This window comes from Thermoplasmatales archaeon (assembly GCA_026127925.1).
GTDB lineage: Archaea > Thermoplasmatota > Thermoplasmata > Thermoplasmatales > Thermoplasmataceae > JAKAYB01.
Map to the genome: position 1 here is coordinate 134,418 of JAJSLM010000002.1, position 24,648 is coordinate 159,065.

The 24,648-nt window shown below is 40.1% G+C and carries 22 protein-coding genes and 1 tRNA gene; 12 read left to right on the forward strand and 11 right to left on the reverse strand.

Annotated elements, in window-relative coordinates:
- The 3 genes from LVQ96_02955 to LVQ96_02965 all read right to left on the reverse strand — a co-directional run bounded on the left by LVQ96_02955 (window position 1) and on the right by LVQ96_02965 (window position 975).
- Entirely contained in the window at window positions 1–198 is a 198-nt protein-coding gene (locus tag LVQ96_02955; GenBank protein ID MCW6170108.1) for a hypothetical protein, read from the reverse strand.
- A gap of 24 nt (window positions 199–222) precedes the next feature.
- Window positions 223–295 (reverse strand) — tRNA-Gln (locus LVQ96_02960).
- A gap of 59 nt (window positions 296–354) precedes the next feature.
- Window positions 355–975, reverse strand: coding sequence for a sulfite oxidase-like oxidoreductase (locus LVQ96_02965; protein ID MCW6170109.1), 621 nt, complete (start codon window positions 973–975; stop codon window positions 355–357).
- Between the two features lie 165 nt (window positions 976–1,140).
- Between LVQ96_02965 and LVQ96_02970 the strand changes: the two genes are divergently transcribed.
- Together LVQ96_02970 and LVQ96_02975 are read left to right on the forward strand one after the other, a co-directional pair.
- Window positions 1,141–2,784: a formate--tetrahydrofolate ligase gene (locus LVQ96_02970; protein MCW6170110.1), complete on the forward strand. Its 1,644-nt coding sequence runs from the start codon at window positions 1,141–1,143 to the stop codon at window positions 2,782–2,784.
- Between the two features lie 38 nt (window positions 2,785–2,822).
- Window positions 2,823–4,481 carry an FAD-dependent oxidoreductase gene (locus LVQ96_02975; GenBank protein MCW6170111.1) on the forward strand — a complete coding sequence of 553 codons (1,659 nt, stop codon included), beginning with the start codon at window positions 2,823–2,825 and terminating at the stop codon, window positions 4,479–4,481.
- Here LVQ96_02975 and LVQ96_02980 read toward each other — a convergent pair.
- Window positions 4,453–5,211: an RNA 2'-phosphotransferase gene (locus LVQ96_02980; GenBank protein MCW6170112.1), complete on the reverse strand. Its 759-nt coding sequence runs from the start codon at window positions 5,209–5,211 to the stop codon at window positions 4,453–4,455. The two genes, LVQ96_02975 and LVQ96_02980, sit on opposite strands and share 29 nt — an antisense overlap.
- Before the next feature lie 115 nt (window positions 5,212–5,326).
- Complete coding sequence (prs, locus tag LVQ96_02985) at window positions 5,327–6,184, reverse strand: ribose-phosphate diphosphokinase (GenBank protein ID MCW6170113.1); 858 nt, start codon at window positions 6,182–6,184, stop codon at window positions 5,327–5,329.
- A gap of 285 nt (window positions 6,185–6,469) precedes the next feature.
- Between prs and LVQ96_02990 the strand changes: the two genes are divergently transcribed.
- The 6 genes from LVQ96_02990 (at window position 6,470) to LVQ96_03015 (ending at window position 14,125) form a co-directional block, all read left to right on the forward strand.
- Window positions 6,470–7,378: a branched-chain amino acid transaminase gene (locus LVQ96_02990; protein ID MCW6170114.1), complete on the forward strand. Its 909-nt coding sequence runs from the start codon at window positions 6,470–6,472 to the stop codon at window positions 7,376–7,378.
- A gap of 125 nt (window positions 7,379–7,503) precedes the next feature.
- Entirely contained in the window at window positions 7,504–8,424 is a 921-nt protein-coding gene (locus LVQ96_02995; protein ID MCW6170115.1) for an LD-carboxypeptidase, read from the forward strand.
- 220 nt (window positions 8,425–8,644) lie between these two features.
- Complete coding sequence (locus LVQ96_03000; GenBank protein ID MCW6170116.1) at window positions 8,645–10,651, forward strand: DUF2079 domain-containing protein; 2,007 nt, start codon at window positions 8,645–8,647, stop codon at window positions 10,649–10,651.
- A 314-nt stretch (window positions 10,652–10,965) separates the two neighbouring features.
- Window positions 10,966–12,360, forward strand: coding sequence for a glutamate decarboxylase (locus LVQ96_03005; GenBank protein ID MCW6170117.1), 1,395 nt, complete (start codon window positions 10,966–10,968; stop codon window positions 12,358–12,360).
- A gap of 121 nt (window positions 12,361–12,481) precedes the next feature.
- On the forward strand, window positions 12,482–13,612 hold the full coding sequence (locus tag LVQ96_03010; protein ID MCW6170118.1) for a glycosyltransferase: 1,131 nt from the start codon (window positions 12,482–12,484) through the stop codon (window positions 13,610–13,612).
- A gap of 135 nt (window positions 13,613–13,747) precedes the next feature.
- Window positions 13,748–14,125 (forward strand): hypothetical protein, encoded by a 378-nt coding sequence (locus tag LVQ96_03015; GenBank protein MCW6170119.1) that lies wholly within the window; start codon window positions 13,748–13,750, stop codon window positions 14,123–14,125.
- A gap of 31 nt (window positions 14,126–14,156) precedes the next feature.
- Here the strand turns inward: LVQ96_03015 and LVQ96_03020 are convergent, their stop codons facing one another.
- Window positions 14,157–14,522, reverse strand: coding sequence for a hypothetical protein (locus LVQ96_03020; GenBank protein MCW6170120.1), 366 nt, complete (start codon window positions 14,520–14,522; stop codon window positions 14,157–14,159).
- 364 nt (window positions 14,523–14,886) lie between these two features.
- On the opposite strand from LVQ96_03020, the gene LVQ96_03025 reads away from it, so the two are divergent.
- From LVQ96_03025 to LVQ96_03040, 4 genes are all read left to right on the forward strand, one after another.
- A complete protein-coding gene (locus tag LVQ96_03025; protein ID MCW6170121.1) occupies window positions 14,887–15,738 on the forward strand; it encodes an ABC transporter permease in 852 nt (283 codons plus the stop codon).
- A 5-nt stretch (window positions 15,739–15,743) separates the two neighbouring features.
- Complete coding sequence (locus LVQ96_03030) at window positions 15,744–16,682, forward strand: ABC transporter ATP-binding protein (protein ID MCW6170122.1); 939 nt, start codon at window positions 15,744–15,746, stop codon at window positions 16,680–16,682.
- A gap of 108 nt (window positions 16,683–16,790) precedes the next feature.
- On the forward strand, window positions 16,791–17,555 hold the full coding sequence (locus LVQ96_03035) for a hypothetical protein (protein ID MCW6170123.1): 765 nt from the start codon (window positions 16,791–16,793) through the stop codon (window positions 17,553–17,555).
- The gene (locus LVQ96_03040; GenBank protein MCW6170124.1) at window positions 17,545–17,952 is read left to right on the forward strand and encodes a transcriptional regulator; all 408 of its coding nucleotides are present in this window, start codon (window positions 17,545–17,547) and stop codon (window positions 17,950–17,952) included. The genes LVQ96_03035 and LVQ96_03040 overlap by 11 nt, the downstream gene beginning before the upstream one ends.
- Window positions 17,953–17,995: 43 nt before the next feature.
- Here LVQ96_03040 and LVQ96_03045 read toward each other — a convergent pair whose 3' ends face one another.
- The 5 genes from LVQ96_03045 to LVQ96_03065 form a co-directional block, all read right to left on the reverse strand.
- Window positions 17,996–19,090, reverse strand: coding sequence for an MFS transporter (locus tag LVQ96_03045; protein ID MCW6170125.1), 1,095 nt, complete (start codon window positions 19,088–19,090; stop codon window positions 17,996–17,998).
- 135 nt (window positions 19,091–19,225) lie between these two features.
- The gene (locus LVQ96_03050) at window positions 19,226–20,284 is read right to left on the reverse strand and encodes a pyridoxal phosphate-dependent aminotransferase (protein MCW6170126.1); all 1,059 of its coding nucleotides are present in this window, start codon (window positions 20,282–20,284) and stop codon (window positions 19,226–19,228) included.
- Window positions 20,285–20,335: 51 nt separating this feature from the next.
- Window positions 20,336–21,958, reverse strand: a complete 1,623-nt coding sequence (locus tag LVQ96_03055; protein MCW6170127.1) for an AMP-binding protein — start codon at window positions 21,956–21,958, stop codon at window positions 20,336–20,338.
- 58 nt (window positions 21,959–22,016) lie between these two features.
- Window positions 22,017–23,456 carry an ABC transporter permease gene (locus LVQ96_03060; GenBank protein ID MCW6170128.1) on the reverse strand — a complete coding sequence of 480 codons (1,440 nt, stop codon included), beginning with the start codon at window positions 23,454–23,456 and terminating at the stop codon, window positions 22,017–22,019.
- Window position 23,457: 1 nt separating this feature from the next.
- On the reverse strand, window positions 23,458–24,417 hold the full coding sequence (locus LVQ96_03065; protein MCW6170129.1) for an ABC transporter ATP-binding protein: 960 nt from the start codon (window positions 24,415–24,417) through the stop codon (window positions 23,458–23,460).
- Between the last annotated feature and the right edge of the window lie 231 nt (window positions 24,418–24,648).

Consider the following 24,648-nt stretch of genomic DNA (forward strand, 5'->3'; position numbering starts at 1 on the left):
TTATCCCCCAGAAAATACCTCCAGCAGAGACACATCATCGTCAGGAAGTATGACATCATTTCCAATGAGTGGCACACCGTTCCTAATGCACACAAAGGATTGTTCCGATAATTTCAATTTAGAAAAGAGATCAGCCACACTCATCTCCCTGTCTATGGGCACTGTTGATCTATTTCTTCCTATTATTGTAACTGCCAAATCCATCACCACCATTTTTATAAGTAGCCCCGAGCAGATTTGAACTGCTGTCAACGGATCCAAAGTCCGGTATGCTTGGCCACTACACTACGGGGCTAGGTGTCCATAAAAATAGCACTGTCATATTAAAGCTTAACTGGGAAAAATGGACAAAAATCAGAACGACATCATCTTCTTGGCGTTCTTTTTTACTCTTCTCCATAACCCACTGGTGTACCTTTCACTCTCGGACACCTTGCCTCTTTCATGGTAGCCGTATTGCTCCCAGTATCCATCTTCATAATCACTTATCAGCTCAATTTGGGTCAGCCATTTCGCGCTTTTCCAGCCATACAGTTCTGGTATGAAAGGCCTTGCCGGGAAACCCTGTTCGACTCTAAGTGTTTGTTCATTCATCTTAAGCGCAATTATAGATTTTTCATCCATTGCATATTCTATCGGAACGGGAGTGCTGTATCCTTCAGCACACCTGAACATAACCCATCCCGCATCATCCTTCGGCTCTGAATCAATGATGATTTTTCTCAGGCTCGGGCCGGACCATTTTACTTTCTTTATGCTCCATGCTGTTACACAGTTGAAGTCGCTATAATATTCAAGTTGTGGCATGCTTGAAATTTCCTTATAAGAGTACTTTCTGGGCTTATCAACAAGTCCAGTGAGTTCCAGGCCCCATTTATCTTTGTTTATCTCAGGTTCACCGAGGGCGGAATATATGATCCAATCGTTTATGTACCTCTGTCCAGGATTTGGAACATGAATTTCTTCTTGATCCATTAAAATGAAATATTATCACATAAATAAGGATATTGTGAAACCAGATGCTAATGTGCGTTTGCATTTGTGTGGGATTGATCGGAGTTGTAGAAGGTACCTTGTAGTTCGCATGAAATAGGCAAAATTTATGTCAATTGTTAGGCTTAACTGCCATAAGTGATTTTTATGGAGTCTGCACAGTTAAAAAGGATCGAAGACATTGCACGCACAATTGGTCTTAATGATGACGAGTTTGAGAAATATGGAAATTATATGGCAAAGGTCTCGCTGAGCGTCCTTGAACGAGTGAAAAACAAGAAGAAGGGTAAATTAATCCTTGTCACTGCAATCAGCCCAACGAAGGAAGGCGAGGGTAAGACTACAACGGCTATAGGGCTAGCCCAGGGTTTCCAGAAATTAGGAAAGAAGGCGTGTATAGCTATCAGAGAGCCTTCTCTGGGCCCATGCTTCGGTATCAAAGGCGGCGCTACCGGTGGGGGATTGGCTAAGGTCGAACCAAGTGACAGAATAAACTTGATCTTCACTTCAGATTTTCCCTCGGTTTCTGCTGCACATAATCTTCTCTCATCAATGATTAACAACCACATCTACTTCAACAAGGAACCAAGACTAGATCCAAGGAAAGTCGTATTTCCAAGAACCGTGGATATGAACGATCGATCCCTCAGGGATATAATCATCGGATCAGGTGGTTCAGAAACTGGAGTACTCATGAAGGACCAGTTCGTTATCACAGCTGCTTCGGAGATAATGGCAATTCTTGGCCTTTCAACAAGCTACAAGGATCTGAAAGAGAGGCTATCGAGGATTCTAGTTGGATACACTTTCGACGGATCCCCTGTTTACGCATCGGATCTGAATGCCCAGGGTGCTATGGCTGCCCTTCTCAGGGACGCGCTGCTCCCCAATCTTGTTCAGTCTACTGAGGGTGTTCCAGCCTTTGTGCATATCGGGCCATTTGGCAATATAGCGCATGGGACATCCAGCATAATCGCCGACAAGATGGCACTTGGGCTCACAGATTACCTAATTACCGAAGCAGGCTTTGGCTCTGAGCTTGGCGCCGAGAAGTTTTTCGATATGGTGACTCGAATCGGGGATCTTCCGATCGATGGTGTCGTAATAGTTGCAACAATAAGAGCCTTGAAACTCCATTCTGGAATGCAGGAAGGTAAGGCCGATCCAGTTGAGATGCTTTCAAAAGGATCTGAGAATCTCTTGAAACATGTTGACATAATAAGGAATTTTGGTGTCGATCCGGTTGTGGCAATAAACAGGTTTCCCTCGGATACTAAGGAAGAGATCGATACGCTTGAAAGCATACTCAAAGAAAAAAAGATTGAATGGTCTTTATCAGAAGGGTTTGCCAAAGGGGGTAACGGAACAGTGGATCTTGCTACAAAGGTTATAGACAAAATTTCTGCCGGAAACGCTCCATTGAACAGAACTTACGCGGAGAGCGATACCGTAAAGGATAAGATCATCAAGATTGCAAAACAGGTGTACGGTGCAACCGATGTGGTATTTGAAAAACAGGCGACAAGAGACCTGCGTAATTTATCCCTCACAGGGATGGACAAAGCTTACGTCTGCATGGCAAAAACCCAGTACTCCGTAACGGACGATCCAGCCAAGCTTGGATGGCCGAAAGATTTTATCGTCACAGTGAAGAAAATCTCGGTTTCTTCTGGTGCAGGATTCGTTGTTCCAATGCTGGGCGATATAATGACTATGCCAGGGCTTCCAAAAATTCCTGCAGCAGAAAAAATAGATCTAACAGATGATGGCGAGATCACGGGTCTGTCTTAGGTGCAAGTATTAGAATAATGGCATAATACAGCACGAAAATGAGTTCAAGAATACGTTTCGAAGAAGCTGGCCGTATAGGGGATCTAGCAATTAGGAATAGGATTGTTATGGCCCCGATGATCTCCAATCTTGCCAACCCAGATGGATCTACGAACGAGACACACATTTCATATTTGCGGGAAAGAGCCATCGGTGGGACCGGTCTAATAATCACAGAGTACACTTACGTCGACAATGTAAATTCAAAGGGATCGCGCAATGAGCTCGGTATATATTCAACAGATTTCATTCCAAAACTGAGGAGACTTACAGAGATTGTTCACAATGAAGGTTCTAAGATTTTCATACAGCTCGTCCATGCGGGTGGCAAGGCTTTAGAATATTCTGAAAAATCTATGGCACCGAGTAGCGTAAACTACCAGGGCAAAGTGCCGAGAGAAATGAAGACAGACGATATTGAACGTGTGACATCGGCGTTTGCACGGGCTGCAAAAACAGCTGAAAGGGCGAACTTTGATGGCATTGAACTTCACGGTGCCCATGGCTATCTTCTTCAAGAATTCATTTCTCCGTCCCTGAACAGGAGAACCGATAAATACGGTGGTGATTTTGACAACAGGATAAGGTTCCCCCAGGAAGTAATAGATGCAGTCAAGTCTGAAATAAAGATTCCTGTAGGGATAAGACTTAGCCTATATGAAGACGATCCGGATGGGTACGGCCCTGAATATGGCCTGAGGGTTGCGGAATCCCTGAAAGGAATAGATTATGTGCATTTTTCGGCTGGTAGGTTCGCAGCTCCTGGATCTTCTGCATCCTTTTATAGCCCTAAGGCACATATATATTCAAGGCTGCCCAGGAAACCGCGGGTGACTTCCATTGTAGTTGGTTCTGTGACTTCACTGGAAGATGTTAACGCAGTGCTAGAACGCTCTGATTTTGTATCTGTAGGAAGGGGCCTTTTGGCCGACCCCCACTTTGTTAAAAGATTGAGCAATGGTAAAGACATAAGGCCATGTATCAGGTGTAACCAGGCATGCAGAGATCTTTCCTTTGGTGAGGTGAGGTGTACAGTGAACGTAGACCTTGGCTTTGAAAGGATGCCATATTTTATGGGCAGTCTCAAAGGAGAAATATCCATAATCGGAGGAGGTGTCAAAGGCATCGAAGCAGCGATAACTGCTGCAAGGGCAGGCCTAAAAGTAGCACTATATGAGCAGAGAGAAAGGATTGGTGGACAGATACTAGATATTTACGATCCGTTCAAGAAGAAAGAATTCCACGTCCTTCTTAACTATTATGAAAATGTTCTTAAAAATCTTGGAATTGAAATGCACATTAATGAGCGATATACAGGGAAAGGCCTTTACTGCCTACCAGATGTGTCATATGGGCATATTCCTGGGAATTCGGAAATAACAATAAATTCGAATATTTATCAGCACCATGATGAGGCGCTTAGCATTGCCAAAAGTTCAAATGTGAAGATGACAAGGGCGAGTCTCTCATCGCTGGATAGGGCGAGGGCCGCTGGTTTTGAGCTCTATGCAACTTCTATCGGGATAAGGCTTATCGACTCAAAAAAAGGAGACATAAACATAATCGAAAAAGATCAATATGATATAAGGAAGGCAATAATATCCGGAAGGAGGATCGTCATGGAAGAGCTCAGGATGAATTCTCCTGATTATCTCTAGACATTCTTCTGGCTCTCCGTTCAGCTCGTTCTCTTACTTGCTGCAATTCGGATTTTTCTTCATCCGTAAGCTCAAACTTTTCTGTAAGTTTATCCTTTATGAATTCCGGCGGGATTCCTGAAGTCAAAAAAACTTCATTCGTCGCTTTGTAGACAAACTGTCCAGATTCTCTGAGTCCCTTCACGTCAATCTCTACGACAATAGGATCTGAGACATGGAACATCCCTGAAACATACGCCTGCCTTTGAGCAAGGGACAGATGTACCCATGTCTTGTCTGATGGTGAGATACCTGATTCCATGATAAATGGCAATTCATCTTCAGTGGTCTGGTAATAAAGAATATCAGGTACGTCATCCGTCGGAAGATCATCCATGTTAACCGGGATCGTGTGTCCGTAGGCTGCCCTTATCTCATCCTTTGAATTAATCTGGTATCTCTGCTTTGGATCGGTATCCACTATGTACTTTATGTGGGTTGGAGTGACCCACCAGTAGTTTCTCCTCTGCGCCCTTATAACCGGGATAACGGTGTAGATTTTTGCCCACCCGTGCTCATTCAGCTTTATTCCATAATTATCTGGAAAGTGTCTGAGCATTCCAGCGAGTACTCGACCTATGCCTTCAACTTCCTCTTCTCTTATCAGAAGTTTCCCATGCTCACCACAAACAGGACATATCTTTCCCCTGAATGGCCCGTCCTTGCTGCATATACGTAATTCATCATTCATATTATCACTTCAACACTGCTATATTATACATGAGTGATTGCATAGTAACATTATGATTTTTTCCATGGCAGGCGGCAATGTTTTTAGAATAACTGGTCAAACTTAAGAAAGACGCCTAAAGCCATTCCCTGATCTCATCAGAGATAGGTTTCGCAACAGAAATTCTGCTAAACGGTGTGGCTAGCGTATCAGAAACCGCCAGATCATCTACAAGTGAACTTATCCTTTCACTAGAGGAGTGGGCGAAAACACCATGTGTGCCGGATACTTTAATCTTCGATGCACCCATTGATCTCAGCAACCCCACCGCCTTGATGATTGTTCCACCTGTAGAGATAATGTCATCAACCAGAAGTACAGATTTATTGTTAAAATCCAGTGCTGGTGGTTCCATTTCAACAGTGTTTGCGTCTATTCTTTTTTTGTTGAAGAAAGAAAAATCACAATTTAGCAATTTGGCGTAATCCTTCGCTCTATCCAGGCTTCCGTCATCTGGCGAAATGACGTAGTCCCACTTTTCCCTGGAAAAATAATCACTCATAGCCGGGATGACTTTTATGTTTTTAAACGCCTTATTAGTGAAACCAATGCTCTCTTCATCGTGAATTTCTACTGTAGCCATATAGTCACTGAATTCAGCAATGGTACGTACCATTACCTTTGAGGATATGGCTTCTCCAGACTTGTATATCTTATGCTGGCGTGCATAAGAAAAATAAGGGATAACAGCTATGACTTTTTCTGCCCCATTTTCTTTTGCAGCGTCAAGTGAAAATAACAGCTTAAAGTACTCTTCAAATGTTCTGGTATGGCCAACTACAATAACGGTCTCATCCTTCAGATTTTCATCTATCCTGAGATGGAATTCTTCGTCCGGAAACTTATCTACAGCAGGCTCAGTAAAACGGCAATTCAACTGCTCAGATATGCGTAATGAAAGTGAAGGCGAGGAATCCGCTCCAATAACAAGCATTATACCACCCTATGCTAGTTCTTTTTTAAATTTTGTTCTCCTGGATCTGGGCGATCAAAAAATCACTCATAATTGGAAATTGGATGCAGAATAGAATTCAACGGTAAGGTTATCATCTTTTGACGCGGATCCGACTGCTTGATCAGATGTCTTCGATACTATACCATTTCTAGATCTCTAAGATGCAATCCTGAACACTTTTTTTTTGGAAAATAGCTTTCCGCTACGCTTCCTCATCATAAAACCCTACAAACCATTTTTAAAAGGAATACGATTTAGGAATATATGTCAAAAAAGATCTGGTACCAGGGTGAGATTAAAAATTATGAAGACGTGAAAGTGACCCTACTGACGCACACTTTGCAGTACGGCAGTGGAATATTCGAAGGCATTAGGGCCTATAAAACTGATAAAGGAACAGCAATATTTAGGTTGAAGGATCATATAGAAAGATTCTTGAATTCTGCAAAGATATTGCGAATAAATATTGGTTTTACCGTCGCCGAGCTCATGGATGCAACAGTTGAAGTCGTTAAAGAGAATGGTTTTGAATCTTGTTACATCAGACCTTTTGCCTTCCATGAAAGTGATGGAATCGGTGTCAAACCGAAAACCGATGACATACGCGTCGCAATTATTGCGGTTCCCTTCGGGAAGTACCTTGGTGACAAATCCGTTAACGGTATCAGAGCGAAGATATCTTCGTGGAAGAGGATAAATTCAGATGTTATGTCTGTTCAGGCAAAGGCAACGGGCAACTATTTGAATTCTGTTTTGGCGAGTTCAGAAGCTATGGATGGGGGCTACGATGAGGCAATTTTGACATCTCACAGCGGTTACCTCGCAGAAGGTCCCGGAGAGAACATAATGCTAGTCAAAAACGGAAGAGTAATCACGCCTGGAATCGAGTCAGATATACTGCTTGGTATCACTAGGTATTCTATCATCGACCTTTGCGAAAGCCTTGGAATACCTCTGGTAGAAAGGCATGTACATAAAGATGAGCTTTTCACTGCAGATGAAGTTTTCTTCTGCGGAACCGCTGCAGAAATTACGCCCATAGTCAATGTCGATAATATCGTGATAGGCAACGGCAAAGTTGGGCCCATCACCTCAAAGCTCATGCAGGAATACGCAAACGTGACCGCCGGAAAAAATAAGAAATTTGATAAGTGGCTCACTTATGTTAAATAGATTAATTTTTTAATCTTTTGGCGCCATATTTATTTAGGTTTTAGGCATAAGGAATAGACGTATCTGAAACTTATTTTGAAGTATTTCATCTAGTTTGTGAGGTTTGTCGTCTGGAGGCTGATTTTATGAAACCATCGAAACTTAAAAACGGAGCAAACATAAGAATAATAGCACCTGCGAGTGCTCCTAGTCTCAGGAGCTTAACAATAGGGGTTTCAAAGCTTACGGATCTCGGATACCGAGTAACGTTGGGGGATAACATACGTAAGACAAAACAGATAGGATATCTGTCAGCATCGGATCAAGACCGGGCAAATGAGCTAAATAGAGCTTTTGCCGATGATAGTGTCGATGCTGTATTTTGCGCCAGAGGTGGTTACGGATCATTGAGGATACTTCCGCTGATAGATTTTGATATCATAAAGGATCATCCGAAGATTTTTGTTGGATACAGTGACATCACAGCTCTACACATGGCAATAGGAAAGAAAACGGATCTTATTACGTTCCATGGTCCAATGCCTGGAGTTGATTTTGAGCAAAAGATTCCGAAGACTATCGATGAGATGTTTAAACTTCTTCGCGGTGAAACGCTGGACCTCACACCGCAAATATCCAGAATTCTAGGTACAGTTGTTGAAGGGGAAACGAGTGGTATAAGCGCAGGAACCAATTTCTCCCTTGTGACTTCACTCTTTGGAACTGAGTTTCAACTCATACCGAACAGGAGGATTTTATTTCTAGAAGATGTCGCCACAAGCATACTTGATATAGATCGTTATATGGCTGAGCTCTTGCTTTCCAAGACACTCTACCAGCTCAAGGGCATGGTATTCGGGGACTTTGTGGAGATACCTCGTGAAGACTGGCCTGTACCTTCACTCAAAGAGGTAATTTACAACTACGTTAACAAAATGAAAAAACCGATAATTTACGGTATGCCGTTCGGCCATGGTGAAGATCAAATGACCATCCCGTTGAATGCTGAGATACGTATTTCTACAGAGGACAGCAATCTAGTACTTTTGGAGGACGTGGTTGATTAAAATTTACTAATTTATCAGAGATCTTTACCAACCATCAATATGTTTCTTGTCAGATCGTGTGCTGTAAACCCAATGTCAACAATTCAGCCCATTTTACCAAAAATATCACCCGTGCAATGTCGTCTCTACTTTTGTTATGAGGTAAAGGCTCACTTGGTTTTGAACCGACCAAGGCGCTGAAAACCTTTAATTAACTTGATTCCCATTCAACTCCTACTTCATGTTTAGAGATTTCGAAAAAAGGATCAAGACAAGGCTAACTGCTGATAACTATTCTGTCGCCATAGCCCTGACTCTTTCGGCAATTTTCTTTACGGTATATTCGTATTTTTCAATATTGAGGTATTTTTCACTTAACGCCACTGCATGGGATCTTGGTGTGCATCTCCAGGCGTTAAATAATGCATTCAGTACCAAACCATTCTATTCCTCACTTTTGGGGGAAAGCTTGATGGGGCAGCATTTTCAGCCGTTTGCATACATAGTCCTTATATTTTATAAGGTTGCTCCAAGTCCAATAACACTTCTCGTGATCCAGAGCTTTTTCGTGGCCTTTGCCGGATTTTTCCTTTATGATATTTCAAACCGAATCCTTAGAAAAATGTATGGAGATAACAAACTAGCTCAAATGTTTCCAGCGATTTTGACATTTTCCTTTCTCATTTCGCCGTTTACTTTTAGTCCGGTTCTCTTTGACTTCCATTACCTCGCCTTATTACCATTCTTTTATTTTATTACAATTGATTCTTTCCTTGCCGGAAAGAAACTTCTTCATATTATTGGACTAGCTTTCATAATTTCTTTACATTCAAATTTTGTATACATTGTTGCCTGTATTCTTGTATTCGAACTCATACTCATAATGTCGCAGAAGAAGCACGGATACTTTCTAGGATGGAATCCAGAAAGGAAAATGACTTATTACCTCAAGATAACGGCTGTTTCAGTCGTCGTGTTATACTTCTATCTGGTACTTGCCGGTTTTGCAAAAGGCGTATACCTTGGTGCACCACATTTCTCATTTTTACCAGGAACCGGTGAAGCCGGGGCACCATCGTCCACACCTCTCGGACTTCTTTTATCAATTTTCAGATCTCCTGATAAAGTCGTAGGGCTTCTAAAATCCAACTATCTGAGCAAGGTTTATTTCTTTATGCTCGTCATAGGTACCACCGGAATAATATCAATTATTTATCTGCCAGCGCTCATCCCTATTTTACCGTATATTATGTACGCGGTTTTTTCAAGCTATGGCCCATACTATCAGCTCGGCTACCAATACACCGCCATGATAGAACCCATGTTCTATGTGTCTGCTGCACTCTCTGTTTTATGGCTTATGAAGACTGTGCCAAAAATTAGATATGCAAAGTTAAGGAATATTCTTAAGAGGTATTCTATTGGCATCTCATTATTTCTTGTAGTTGCAATACTTATAGCGATTCCTTTCAGTCCTGTTTCCCCAAACAGTATATATCATGCTGGAAAACTTGGGCCTCTGCCTAATCTCAGAAACTTTGAAGTTACTCCGGCTACTGATCTGATCTTCGAGATAGGAAACGAATTGCCCCGAAATGCATCTCTGTTGACCCAAAATAACCTGGAACCATATTTTCCAAGTTATGTTAATGTGGACGCTACACCTTACTCTCCAACCGTTGTACCGAACGTTTCGAATTTCACCTATTTAGTTATAGAAACGTCAAATTTTTGGTCGTCATATTCACCAACTATACCCAGTTTGTATCAGTATACCAATTACTATCTTCAACAAGGATGGAGTGTTCTTGCGGAAAGCGGGCCCTACTCAATATTAGCTATCCAAAAACAACATACAGATTCTCCCTTAAAGTTTCAGCCTACAAAGCAAAACACGAGTTTTCATTACATTTCTAATACAGTCAATAATTCAACAAATACGAGCATTATCAACGGTAGCTTTGACACTGGTACATTATTCCCAGGTAATTATACGGTCAACCTAACTTCTTACAACGTAGCAAAAAATTTCCATTACAACATAACCGTGAATGCTTCCGGAGTTCTCAACACAATCCCTAATTCGTCGGAAATCTATTACAACTTCACAATTAGCGGAAATGGTCAGATGTCGTTTAGGTTCGATAACAAATTTCTGCTAGGCAGTTTGGGTTTCCGCATAACAATAACTTCCAAGGAACAGATACCCAAGCTTAGTTCTGTCTCGATCTTGCAAACATCTTTATAAAGAGGCCCCATGATTATTTCTCACATGGTTTCATAACTTCCGAAAACACGCCAAACGAGTCGGTTGGTATTGTTGCTATTCATTTTTTTGTTGGGGTATTATCATATTTTATCTCAAATGATGTATTTTAATTTAAATGCACAATTACGTCCTTTTTTAGTTAACCCACGTTGATTGACATGTAATACTCAACTTCTTCGTAACTTTTATATGGCTAACAAAACCTTTCTATGTTATATAAAGGACTTTCATCTCTGGTAAAATGTTAAATCAAATGATTGTCTTGTAATTTTTCGACTCAAAAAGTGATGAATTTGGTAGCAAGAAAAATGAAGTTTGGAGAAATGAAGAACCGTGACAGAAATTACGAAAAAAACCACAATAGATACATGGATAACGAGGTACCAAAATTTACTTTTCCTAGGAGTGGAATAAGAGCAAGAGCCGCCTATCAATTGATTCATGATGAACTCAACCTTGATGGAAATCCGGATCTGAATCTTGCTACGTTTGTGACGACATGGATGGAACCTGAGGCCGATAGACTTATAATCGAAAATCTACACAAGAATTTCATAGATCACTTTGAATATCCTCAGGTTAATGTTATAGAGGAGAGAATAGTTAACATACTTGCAAATTTATACAATGTTCCAGAGAGAGATAATTTCATCGGTACTTCTACAATAGGTTCTTCTGAGGCAATTATGTTGGGTCTTCTTGCACACAAATGGAACTGGAAGCAGAGACGGATCAAGGAAAATGAACCGCATGATAGGCCGAACATAGTATTTGGCGGTGACACTCATGTTTCTTGGGATAAATTTGCAAAATATTTTGACGTCGAGCCAAGAATTGTACCTCTTAAGAAGGATCGGTTTGTAATAGGTCCAGATGATGTTAGGAAAAAAATAGATGAGAACACAATAGCAGTGGGGGCGGTCTTAGGGACTACATTTACAGGTGAATTTGATCCTGTGACAGAGTTGAATGACATGCTGCTGGATGTTAAAAACGATCTTGGTCTTGATATACCTATTCACGTTGACGCAGCCAGCGCTGGATTTATTACGCCGTTTTATGAACCGGATTTTAAATGGGATTTTCGGCTGGAGCAAGTTAAGTCAATAAATTCGTCAGGCCATAAATTTGGTCTGGTTTATCCGGGACTAGGCTGGCTAATTTTTAGAAACGAAAGCCTTCTCCCTGAGGATCTAAAATTCTATGTAAATTATCTTGGAGACGAAATGCCAACATACACACTGAATTTCTCCGAAGGAAGTTCCATGATTGTAGCACAGTACTACAATATAATGAAACTGGGCTTCGACGGGTACTCAGCAATAGTAAACAAGATGATGGGTAATGCGCACTATCTCGCCGAAAGTATTGCAAAATTAGGATCGTTTGAGCCGTTAAATGACGCCAGGCATATCCCCGTTGTTACATTTAAACAGAAAGAAAAGAAAAAATTCACTCTTTTTGATCTTTCCTACAAGCTAAGGGAAAGGGGTTGGATCGTACCTGCTTACTCTTTGCCACCAGAGGCCAATGATACTACAATCATGCGGGTTGTTGTAAGGGAGAATTTCACTTCAGATATGATTGATATCTTTGTTCAGGACCTGATGAATGCAGAAAAAACTCTGGAAAATGGTAACCAGAGTCAAACTAAAGCTTATTCAAGGAATGCACATTCTGTATCATAACCTTGGAATAATTTCATTTTTTCGATTGCTGTGGCCTTCCACAATACTTGATACCGTTCTGAAGTGATGTACATACGGGACGCTGCATGGATTAAATACTATTTTTAACATTTCGCTTATATTGAAATCAATATTGATAGTTTCAGATCCAATAAGCTCAGGGGTATCTGTACAGTTAAATGTCATAAACTTCCTAAGATCAAAATTAAGTGGTAAATTTAAGGTATACGTATACTGGAACTGTATTTCGACAGAACCAAATAGAGTCTCTGGCTTAGACTCAGTAGATCTAGTCAACTCAGGCAGTAATTTCAACATATGCCGATTACTTCCAAAAAGATTCAAATCAAACGAAGGAATTTTATGGGTGCTGAGTTGGATTGTAGAATCCATGCTTGGAATTGGGGCTGAGGATGTTAAAAAGGTTGTAGAAAATAATCAGATTGATTACATTGTTAACATATCCTCAACTATACCCTGCAAATCAGATGTTCTGATTATTCAGGGCATCCCTTTTCTTGAAACGCTCAACAATCTTTCAGAGAGCAGTTCTAGTGCTTACATAGTACGTTCTCTGTTCTGGTTCCCTATTCTTTTGCTTCAAAGAAAATTACTGGCAAAATTTAAATCTGGAAGCAAAAAGATCTATGCAAACTCGAAATATATAAAGGGCTATTACGAGAATTTAGGGTTTAAAGTCCCATCTGTTATACACACTGTAAAAAATTTTTCCATGTTCAAAAGGAACACTGCCGAGTCGAATGAAAATTACGTTTTATCTTATATCGGGAAGGAAACTGAGATTAAGACTCTCATTGAACTTGCAAAAAAAGGTGTTAAGATAATAACATTCGGATCCAAAGTACCACCTGGCATTTCTATCGATTACATAAAGAACTTTATGGAGGTTGAAGGACATGTCAGTGATGATCGCTTAGTCCGTCTGTATTCCGGTGCTCTTTTTACCGCTTTTCCCTTCACTGAAGAGCCTTTTGGTTATATCCCCATAGAATCCTCTCTTTGTGGCACTCCGGTACTTACGTACAATAAGCAGGGTCCTTTGGAAACGGTTTGTGAAGGGGAAAATGGATGGCTTGTAAGTTCTCGGGGAGATTTTATTTCTAAGGGACTTGAGATATGGAATCGCAAAGATTCAGGAATTAACCCTATTAAGTGTATCGAATTTGCAAAAAAGAAAATAGATGAATTCTCATCTGAACTCAACATAGATCAAATGGTTACAGAGAATTAAGTGCTATAACTTATCCTGGATCGGGTTTTCAATGGAGACACCACACACATTATGCACCAGTTAAAACACAATGAGACAAATAAATATAGAAGACAAATATTATGAAATGTGGTCCAGACTATAACCAATTCAATAATGAAATGTTCAAGTTGCGATTTCACTTTTAATCTGAGCTTTCCGCAGAGAGGATTTATATGGGAGTTCAAGAAACTAAACAAATTCAACGTTAAATGCCCAAAATGCCAGAAGAAGACTCTGAAAGATATTGGTGATGCCCAGTTCAGCGGGATTTACCCAGTGTATACGTATGATTCTATAAGCAAGAGATCGGAAGCGGCAATTACAGTATATATTTTTGCCGCAATCATAGCAGCCTTCGTCATCACCTCTGTTATGTATACTTCCAGTCTACTCTCATATTATCTTGTTTTTATTCTGCTTCTCATGATCGTTGTCCCAATTGTCATATACTTATTTTCCGTAAGATATGCAAAAATTTCGTTGGAACCTTGAATTGCTCATTGTAACAATGATTCTTATACGATCATAAAATTCTAAGTGAGAAGAAAAGGAATGTACAAAATCCGAACAAAACAAAAATTGAGTAGGTTCTGTTAGATCTGAATGGATTCTTCTTCCTAAAACCGAAGAAGGAATTTGAGTTAGCAAGGTGAAATATTGCACCCAGAATTAAACACGGTATCACGTAAACATTTTTGAGAAACACAATTGCAAATGCGGCATAAAATATATATTCGAAAATAAACGCAATCCGTCCTTTTTTCCATAAACTCATGCCAATTTTTTTATCCCTCTTTCCAAAACCGAATAATGGTAGGTTTTTTGAATGCGTTAATGTATCAAGGGCCCAGTGTGATTCACATGCCATTAAAAATACAATAATCGCCAAGATCATTTTTGTTATAACTCCTATAAAAACTGAGATGCCTATTTCTATAACAAGAGAAAAGATCAAAGAATGTGAATAAGGATAGTTTGAAAAATTAACTTTGCTTTGCAGAGGACTCTCAGGATTAATCGAAACCTTCTCAGCCCCGGTCAGAACCAAAACAGGCTAGAGCAAATCTGGAAAACCGACTCTTAATAGCGGTACCCAGTTTGGAATCCAGGGGAAGAAATACATTAACAGGAACGCTATAGCAACGTGTCCTATGAACATGCAACTACATCTATAATCTTAACATTAAGTGTCCGACAGGTTCAAAATTTGAACTCAGAATATTAAATAATAACCTGAAAAGTATTCTCATTTTATGTCTGCAATAATGGGAATAGTGAAGTATCAAGCCACAATAGATATGAAGGCGGGGAAAACCTATGTCGCATTCGGTCTCGTATCTTTTCTCGCAATAGCCTATGGATATCTGATACCGAGATTTGCATCCGGAACTTTGTTTGCATATACCAAAAGTTCACAAGCATGGATGCTAACAACCTCAAGCGTCTTTGTAACAGTTGCTGCGGGCTTAGCGGGTTTATTTATTGGTGCATTCATCGGATCTGACGTCATTGCCCAGGAATTCGAATCTGGGTCCATAATCAAGCTATTTTCTCTTCCGATTCGTCGAGGAGATATCTATCTCGGGAAATTCATTGAAAAATTGATATTCGCACTGATCTTATCGCTAATATTTGTAATAGTTGCCATAATTTGCGGACACTTTCTTTCAGGCTATCAAAGCTATTTTCAGTGGTTACCCGCATTTATAGGTGGCATAGTTCTCTTGATTGCAGGATTTACGTCTATGGGTTTTCTTTTTGGGCCGTTGGTTCGGCAATCCTCCTTCGTTTTTGGTATAATGTTTGGCGTCTGGATATTTTTCGCTGTAATATTCGGGATCCTCGCGATGAAGATCGGTTATGGTGATGGAACATTTGCAATTCCATTTATGAATATGACCTCAGTTCCATCATCTATCATGAATTATGCAGTCAATCCGTCGGGAATTCTTCACTTGCAATACGTTTCGCTGGGAAGTTCTAGGCACTTTAGCATATCAGCGTGGAAATATATGATTCTGAATGTTATATTTGCGTCAATCGAAGTTCTGTTCATTTTTGGTTTGGGATTTGCCATATTTAGAAAAGCAGAAATAAGGGGCTGATAACAGTGGATGCGCTTGTTGTAGAAAATCTAAGCAAAACATACTCAAATGGAAGAGGAATAAGAGAAATAAATCTGAATGTCCAGAAAGGGAAAATACATGCTTTACTTGGTAACAATGGAGCAGGTAAAAGCACCACAATGAAATGTATTACTGGAATAATTTTCCCTGATAGTGGCCGAATAGAGGTAATGGGAAAAGAATTCAGGGATAATGATCCTAAAATAAAGTCATGTGTTGGTTATTCTCCTGAACTTCCCTCTCTACCAAAGAATTTGACGGGAAGGCAATGTCTGATTGTATATGGCTATCTAAAGGGACTAAGTAAGGATCGGGTCAGGCTGGAATCGAAAGATCTCCTTGAAAAGGTCGGGCTTCTTGATGCTTCAGACTCAAGGGTTTCTCAGTACAGTAGAGGTATGTTGCAGAGGCTTGATCTCGCGATAGCAATGGAGGGAGGTCCAGACATACTTATTCTCGACGAACCAACTGCAGGACTTGATCCATCTTCCGCATCAAAGTTCAGGGCTCTGTTAAGGGAACAGGCAGCAGAAGGTCAGACCATTTTGCTCTCCGATCACCAGCTTTCCGAAGTTGAGCGGTTATGTTCAGATGCGACAATTATAAATGAAGGACGGACTATAATTCAGTCAAAAATGTCTGATTTATTGAAGAAGGTAAAAGGGAGCTTCAAATACGTTGGAGAATTTTCTTCTGTGAGTGATAAATTAATTCATGACATTGAAAAAATAAACGGTGTTGTTCGTGTGGATATGGATCATAATGGCGGCAACACTCTCATAATATGTACTGAAAAGCGGGATCAGCTGAATAGTGAAGTCTCAGGAATCGCGAAAGAGATAGGCTGTTCGTTGTACTCATTAGCCGAGAGTAAAACAACATTGGAGGACATATTCCTAGCTCTTGTAAATGCCGAGGAGTAGCGTTAAATGGAAAGTCTCGTGAGCACTTTCTAGGGGGATGAATATAATATCAGAGTGAATAATAATGTTACGACAATTTGGGAACACTGAGATAGAATGTCATAGGACATGAGAGAAAAATTAGTTGGGGAGATGTACAGTAAGATGGATGACGATTTAAAATTTAAAAATGAGCTCTTAAGATCTGTTGAGCAGATTAATAACCGTGTTCTTGGTTTTCAGAGTTATATTATGCGTCGAACTTGGGGAGTGCTTTTTGGAATCGTTGCATTACTTATTTTGGTAGATTCTCTGTCGTTTCCTGTAATTACATACTTCATTTCTTCTGCTTATCTGGCAGATATCACCAGCATTCTAATTCAGGTAACAGTATTTGTATTCGCGATTTTTTATTGGTTTAATTTATTTGAGAACTCGGCGAGGATAGTTAAATTAAGAGAATTCGCCAGGGCGAATCGCTCTTATCGAATCGGAAATAGGACGATAATTTGGAGAAATGGTATTGTCGCATTGTTCCTTCTGTGTATATTCGCAGGATTAGTAATAGACAGCACAAATATCACTCTGAGATATGTAATATCAAACTTGATTTTCCTTCTTGTTTATTTGGTTCTCGATATTATACTCATTCGAGGTCTTAAAAACACATTTGTGAAAATCCCTTTTGAAGGATATGCAGTCTTCTTTTCGTACATGTTTTTGGTTATTTTCAGTTCTGTTACTTCGATTATTGGGATGTATATTTCAGTTCCAAAAATGCTTGAAGAAGTCTCATATCTACTGCTTGGTGTTGTTCTTGCGATCCTGCTGTTGAGCTCGTTTAGTTTCATTTATCACGCACCAGACTATTTGGAGGAACTCAATGGGGAGTAGTCTTACTGATGCGGAAAATTTTCGGCGATTTGTCCTCACCCAGCTCGCAGAAGAAATAACGGATACCCCTTTTAAGTCTTCGATAAGACTTATAATAATTATGTCTCTGGGTGTAAGCAAGAGAATGAGGCTCACTGACATTATGAAACTCACTGGATGTGGAAAGGGAAGTATTTCGAACCATATCGATAAACTAGAGAAGTCGGGTTTCGTAACTACGCATGACGCTTCGTTCTTCACTTCTCCGCGTATTGTAGTTGAAATAACGAAGAAAGGTGAAGAATTCTATAACAACTACCTCAGCATGCTTGAAAAAATAATATACAGTCATGGGCACGGTGATGGAGAGAATTCCGCGTCAGACTCTAAAACAGAAGATAGTCCGGATCTGAATTGATAGATCTTTGACAAATGATTCCTGGATTTCCAGCAAGTGTTATCTAAGAACCATTTACGTCTTCTGTATTTCGTTTCCGCCTCGGAACAGACAACAGCAAAAACATCAGGGCCAGAATGCTCGAGACCAGAACAAAGTTAAACGAAATTTCAATGCTTATAACAAAAATTAATGCAAAGATCGTGCTTCCAAGAAAACCTGATATCGCTTTTCCGGTGTAAAAGATTCCATTGTTCGATGTAGAGAACTTTGAACCAAAGACGTCACCGATTAGAGCGAAATACATCGATATCATGGATCCGCCGAAAAACCCAATAAGGACAATTGAAAGTGGAAATATTCTGAGAACCAAAAACAAGGCACCCGCTATGATAGAAATATCTATTATAACCAGTGTTTTCGTTCTGCCTATGAAATCCGAAATATACCCGAGTATTGGCCTGCTGATTCCACTTAACAGGGGAAATATGGAAATTAATATTGTGAATTCATACAACGGAAGCGATTTACCTATAAATCCAAAAGACGAGGCTATTACAATAAGTGGTATCGATCCAAGTATAAAAGAAATATAGAGTATCCAGTAACGAGTGTTTGTTATAGTGGAAAGCGGAGTTCTTCCGGAAATCGTTGATTGTTCTGGATAACGGGTTAATGACATTAATACGGGGAGTATTATGATTTCAAGCAAACCGATTATGAGCATTGGTGTTCTAAACTCTCCGAATCTCCCGATGAATACATTTGCTATACTTGCGCCAACACCAAAACCAAGAGATATTGTTCCGACAGCGATGCCCCTTGATCCCACAAACCATTTGACTGCAAGGTTAGTTGCAATACCGTATAGTATACCTTCCCCTATGCTCCCAAGAGACCATAAAACGTAGAATACTGCCAGATTGTGAAGGAATGACGTACCCAGAAATCCTGACGCAGAGAGAATTGCAGAAATTATCCCGATCCTCCTTGGGCCGTACTTGTCTGCTATGTAGCCTCCGGGACCTTGTGAAACGGTTGAAAAAATTGCGAATAGGGTAAACGCAACCTGAATTTCTATAAGTCTGGTTTCAAATCCGGATACAAGTAATGGTTCAAAAACATTCCACGAATATTGATAGAGTGAATTGAAAGACATCACGATTAAACCTATTGCAAGATAGAATCTCCGATCCACATGTAGGAATAATCTACACGTATTTATTATTCGAGCTCAACAACGTGAAATGTTCCTTAGAATACCGTGCTCCGAAAGATAAGGTTATGCCGGTTTTCAATCAAGGTTCTTCGTATCATTGAGATAACTGTCCAGCATATCCATGGCTTCTTTGAAGTTGTCGGGATCTGATGTCATGCAGATCCTGAATCCATTTTCATCATTAAAATACCTGCCTGGAACAATTAGTATACCCGTATCCTGGAGTAACTTTTTGGCAAATTCTAAAGAATCGGGTCCTTTTGTATATCTTAGATAAGCGATCGAACTTGAATCCGGTAGATCCGATTTTAGTTCTGTATGTAATGCAAGAAACTCTTTCAGTATTTGCATATTCTTTTCAATAATTGTCTTTGCAAAGGAAATAAATCGTTTCCTGTTCCTAATTGCCTGTGCAGCTATCCACATACTGTAATTCGATATTTCTGCGGTTACAATATCTTTCACATTGTTGAGTTCACTGGCGACATCTTCTTCTGCTATCATCCAACCAACTCTTAAATTTCCCAGACCGAAAAATTTTGTCATGGTATTCGAAACTATAATTCTTTTGGATCCGCTGAACAACGTCCCGGGATTTTCTTCCATGGAAAACGGTCTGAATGTTTCGTCAGAATAGAGATAACTGTCATTTTCCTCGACCAAACTAATCATTTCATTAATTACTCTTTGATCAAAACTTTTTCCTGTAGGATTATTCGGATTTGTGAATTCAAAGAGAAAATTCTTTTCTGACAAAAAATCTTCTCTATTTGGGGCTTTAAAGATCAATGGCATGCCAAGTGAACGCGGGGTAAGAAACATAGGCATATATTCTATCGGTGGAACATATACTTTTGATACCTTCTCTCTTAGGTATGCATTTGCAATAAATATCCCCCCGGTACCTCCACATGTCGTAACCACATTTTCCTTGTGGACTTTGTACACACTCGCTACACTTTCTGTGAATACTTCCGGCGTTTCCCTCATCTCTGATCTATAGTCTTCGTATGAAGTGTTGATACCGAAACGTTCTAGATCTGGTTCAGAAAAACCGCTATTAGTCAGATTAAATCTACATTGTTTCCTGTTCGTCCGTATCCATGTGAACATCTCATCTTCTAGGGCTTTCATTATTACGAGTAAACATAATTCCTGCTTGCTGAAAAATGTTTGTGCTTAAATTTACGGCACAAGAAACTCGTTTTCTCTATTCGCTGAGCCAGCTTTCTCTTCAGATCTTTTAATCTCAAGATTCCTTAATTCTTTTCTTATTATCTTGCCACTGATGGTTTTCGGTAAATCTTTGACAAATTCTATCCTTTTAGGCCTCATATAGGCAGCCGTTACCTTCTTTACATGAAAACTGAGTTCTCTCGCAAGAGAGCTGCTTGGAGAGTAACCGTTTTTAAGGATTATGAACGCCTTTACAACATTTCCTCTTATTTGATCTGGAGAGGCCACCACGGCGGATTCTGCGACAGCCGGATGAGTCAGAAGTGCGGACTCGACCTCAAACGGACCGATCCGGTAGTCTGAAGCCTTTATGACATCATCAGCACGTGAAACAAACCAAACATAACCATCTAAATCTATCTTCCCAAGGTCACCTGTATAGTAGTATCCGTGTTTGAATCTGTCAGAGTTCAATGCTGGATCATTGCCATATCCAGAAAATAAACCTGGAACGTTTTTTCCAATATCGATTGCAATGTTGCCCTCTTCTCCCACAGGTAGTTCCTTCCCACCGTCATCGACTATTTTGACCTTGTAATGCAGCAGCGGTTTTCCTGCCGATCCAGGCTTTACTTCAGAAATATTTGCGTTGCCTATAACCGCTGAGGTCTCTGTCTGTCCATATCCGTCCTTTATCACAATGCCAGTCAGATCCTTCCAGCGTTTTATGATCTCGGCATTCAATGGCTCTCCAGCTGACGAAGCTTTTTGCAAAGCCGAAGGCTTAAATTTGGTGAGATCCTGAACCATAAACATCCTCCACACAGTTGGAGCCGTGCATAGAGAAGTCACTGGATAATTCTCGATCGCACTCAGAGTTCTCTCAGCAGAGAACCTTTCCTGATCAAAGGAAAATGCGGTTGCACCGGCTATCAACGGGGCGTACAGGTTAGACCAAGCCCATTTCGCCCAACCAGGGCTACTAATATTCCAGTGAACGTCTTTGTTGTCTATGCCCAACCACTGCACTGTTGAAAGATGTCCGAGCGGATAGTACCCATTATGCACTATGGTTTTAGGCAGCCCTTCGGTTCCCGAGGTAAAAAATATGGCGTGTTTTGCCTTCGGATCTTTGTGGAACCCCGATACAAACGATTCCTCCATAGCTATCTTGTTTTGAAAGTTATCGTCTGATACATTGAATACCTTAATGTAAATCCCCTTTGCTGCATCCGTTACCTGTTTCATGGTGTAGGCGTCAGCAAAGATCGCCTTTGCGCCTGTCTGGTTTATCCTGTAAACTATATCATTTTTTGAGAGAAGTATTGGAGCTGGAGAATAAGCGACTCCAACAATTGACGAAGCAACAGTTATGTACCACAGGTCAGGTATCATCCTCATCATAATTATGACAGAATCGCCATCTTTAAGACCCTCATCCTTCATGAAATTGGCATATTTCTTGGCTTTTTCCAGCAACATAGAATAGGGAACTTCAATCAGTTGTTCTTCATCGTCCAGAATCATGAGTGCTATCTTGCCCGAATTTTGCTGTGTCAGAATATCTGATACCCAGTTGAAGTCTGACTTGTTTTGAAATTTTTCTATTTTTATCGTGATCTTATCATGCAATCAATAGAAATAAATCTTCTCAGTTTGAGGAGGTTGAATTCGAAACTGTACTTTCGAATTAATCTCTGTATTTTGCAAGGAAAAAAGAGATCGCAAACGGTACAACCATCCACAGTATTCCAGCAATTATTAAAACCGGAGCCACAATGCCAAATTCGGAAGGATTTATCACCTGGGAAGAAATCAGACCAAATTTACTCGTGAACATTGTCTGTATGAGAGAGGAATATCCGGCAGGACTGGCATAATTGAAACCTATGCTTGTCCATATGTAGGTCGTGCTGGATGACGAAATATTGAGAGCAGAAAGTATTGCTACAGGTATTATGGACCAGAAGAGATCCATTACAACGAATACGGCTATTGCTGCTCCAAGCAAAGCACCCTGTGATTTTGCAAGATGTGAAAACATGTACACGAGGGCCAGGAAAGCAACACCTTCAACTAGATACTGCCAGACAAAGTAAAGATCAAAGGTCATGGACAGATACATCCCAAAATAATGGAATATTATAACATCAGAAATAATCATCGATAGACCTACAGCAACAAATATTGAAATTACGTTAGATGCAAATCTCGAAGAAATAAGCGAGCCCCTTGTGACCGGTCTCTTCAGTACCGATTCTAATACACCGCTTGTTCTATCCTTACCGTATGTTAGGTACGCCGCAAATACCGCAAGGATAGGTATAAGAAATCCAAGTAACTCTGAGGTCCCAGCAAAGACAAGTGATTGCAGCGAGCTCTGTGTCATCGGTACGTAATCAGTCAATGGACCAATTTTTTTTAGCGGTAAGATCGTAGCACCCGAGGAATTTTTTGCAACGACATAATAGGTTTCATTGACATTTGGAGTAGTGATAATAGGGAATATGTTCTTTACAGTAAATCCTTCGACAGAATACTTGAATGAGGAATTCTTTAAGGACTGGTTTATGTTATTTGTTGAATTTATAAAATAGATATTAAGCGGAGGTGCCGTAGAACCATTACTTCCAACATAAAATAACTGCACTCCATATCTTGTTGTATTGGAGCTGTCGTATATTCCGGATATGACTTCCAGTCCGGAAGATTTATTAGTTGTATCTATTGTAAATTTCATTTGCGGTGTAGAAAATGAATGCCCGAAGGTCTTATAGGTGTAATTAACATAAATAACTGGAAGAACACTATTTCCGATGGGTATCGTAGAATTCGCGAAGCCGCTTGCCCCTGATATCGAACTGTAGAAAGTTCCGTTATATTCAAAATCAACCTTAATCTTGGAGGATGGGTTTCCGTAAGCGTTATGTGAGTAGGAAACCAGTACTAGGTTGCTTCCATTTTCATAATATCCATATGTCACGTGTGGGGTTGTCGGAATATGGACCGGAGAGTAAGTGGAAGCAGATTCATACGCAAGAAGTGCTGAGAGACCGACAATTGCAACTATCATTATTACGACGAATTTACTTGTTAGTGTCCTTCTTATTTCATAAATTATTGGTTTCATCTTATTCCTCCCGATGAGATTCCTTCGGTCCGGGAGGGGTGATTGACTCTTTATATCCTATTAGTCCAAAGAAATATTCTTCTAGGCTTTCTCCGACAGGATCAAAGCGTAAAATTTTATACTTGGCCCTCACTAGTTTTTGAGGAATTTCCGAAAGTTTGTTATCAGGAACTGTTAGGTCTCTTATGATCAACTCATTACCGTTCGATTCCAGATCTCCATATTTTGATAACAGTAACTTGCACTCGTCGTCGTAATTTTCAACTGTGATATGAAGTACGGTTTTCCCTAGGCTCCTCATTTCCTCTCTCTTTATGATCTTAATGAGTTTCCCGTGATCTATTATTGCTACGCGATCTGCAACATCTTCGATCTCACTGAGAATATGTGAGGACAGAAGTATGGCCTTTCCCTCCTTTTTCATGCTCATCATAAGCTTTCTCACAAATAGAACGCCTTCAGGATCGAGACCGTTAAGCGTCTCATCAAACAAGACGTTTTGAGGATTACCTATTATAGATTCTGCAATGGCGAATCGTTTCTTCATACCCTGTGAATATGATCGCAGTTTCTTGTTAAGATCATTTTTTAAACCAACTTGTTCGAGTAAGGACATAATCCTATCTTTTGCTGCATTCCCGTGTAGGCCATAAAAGCCTGCGAAATAGCTCATCAATAGCACAGGTGTTGCATTAGGTTCAAAATTGGGGAGCTCTGGTATCCAGCCAACATTCAATGAAGCCTTGACTTTATCGCTGATGATATCATACCCATCGACAAGGATCTTTCCAGAAGTTGGTAGTATGATGCCTGACGCCATTCTTATTGTGGTAGTTTTTCCAGCTCCATTAAGTCCTACAAGGCCAAGAATCTCGCCATTCTTCATTTCAAGATTCAGCTTATCAACAGCGGGCGGATTTTTTGGTGTATAAACTTTTGTGATATCTTCTATGTTCAGCATTTTACCCAGATTTTAACTCATCCCGATTATAGACGCCGTTTTAAACGTTTCCTTCTGTTTATTATCTTTCGCTTTAGTGAATTGTCCAACGATTGCAAGCGACGCGTTATAATTGCTTTTGTGTGAAGTCTCTCTTTGAGTAACATCTTGCTTTTGGGGAAACAGAAAGTTATCTTTATTTACATTTCCAGTTTATGAATTCCCTAGGTTCAAGATAGTCAATTAGTCCAT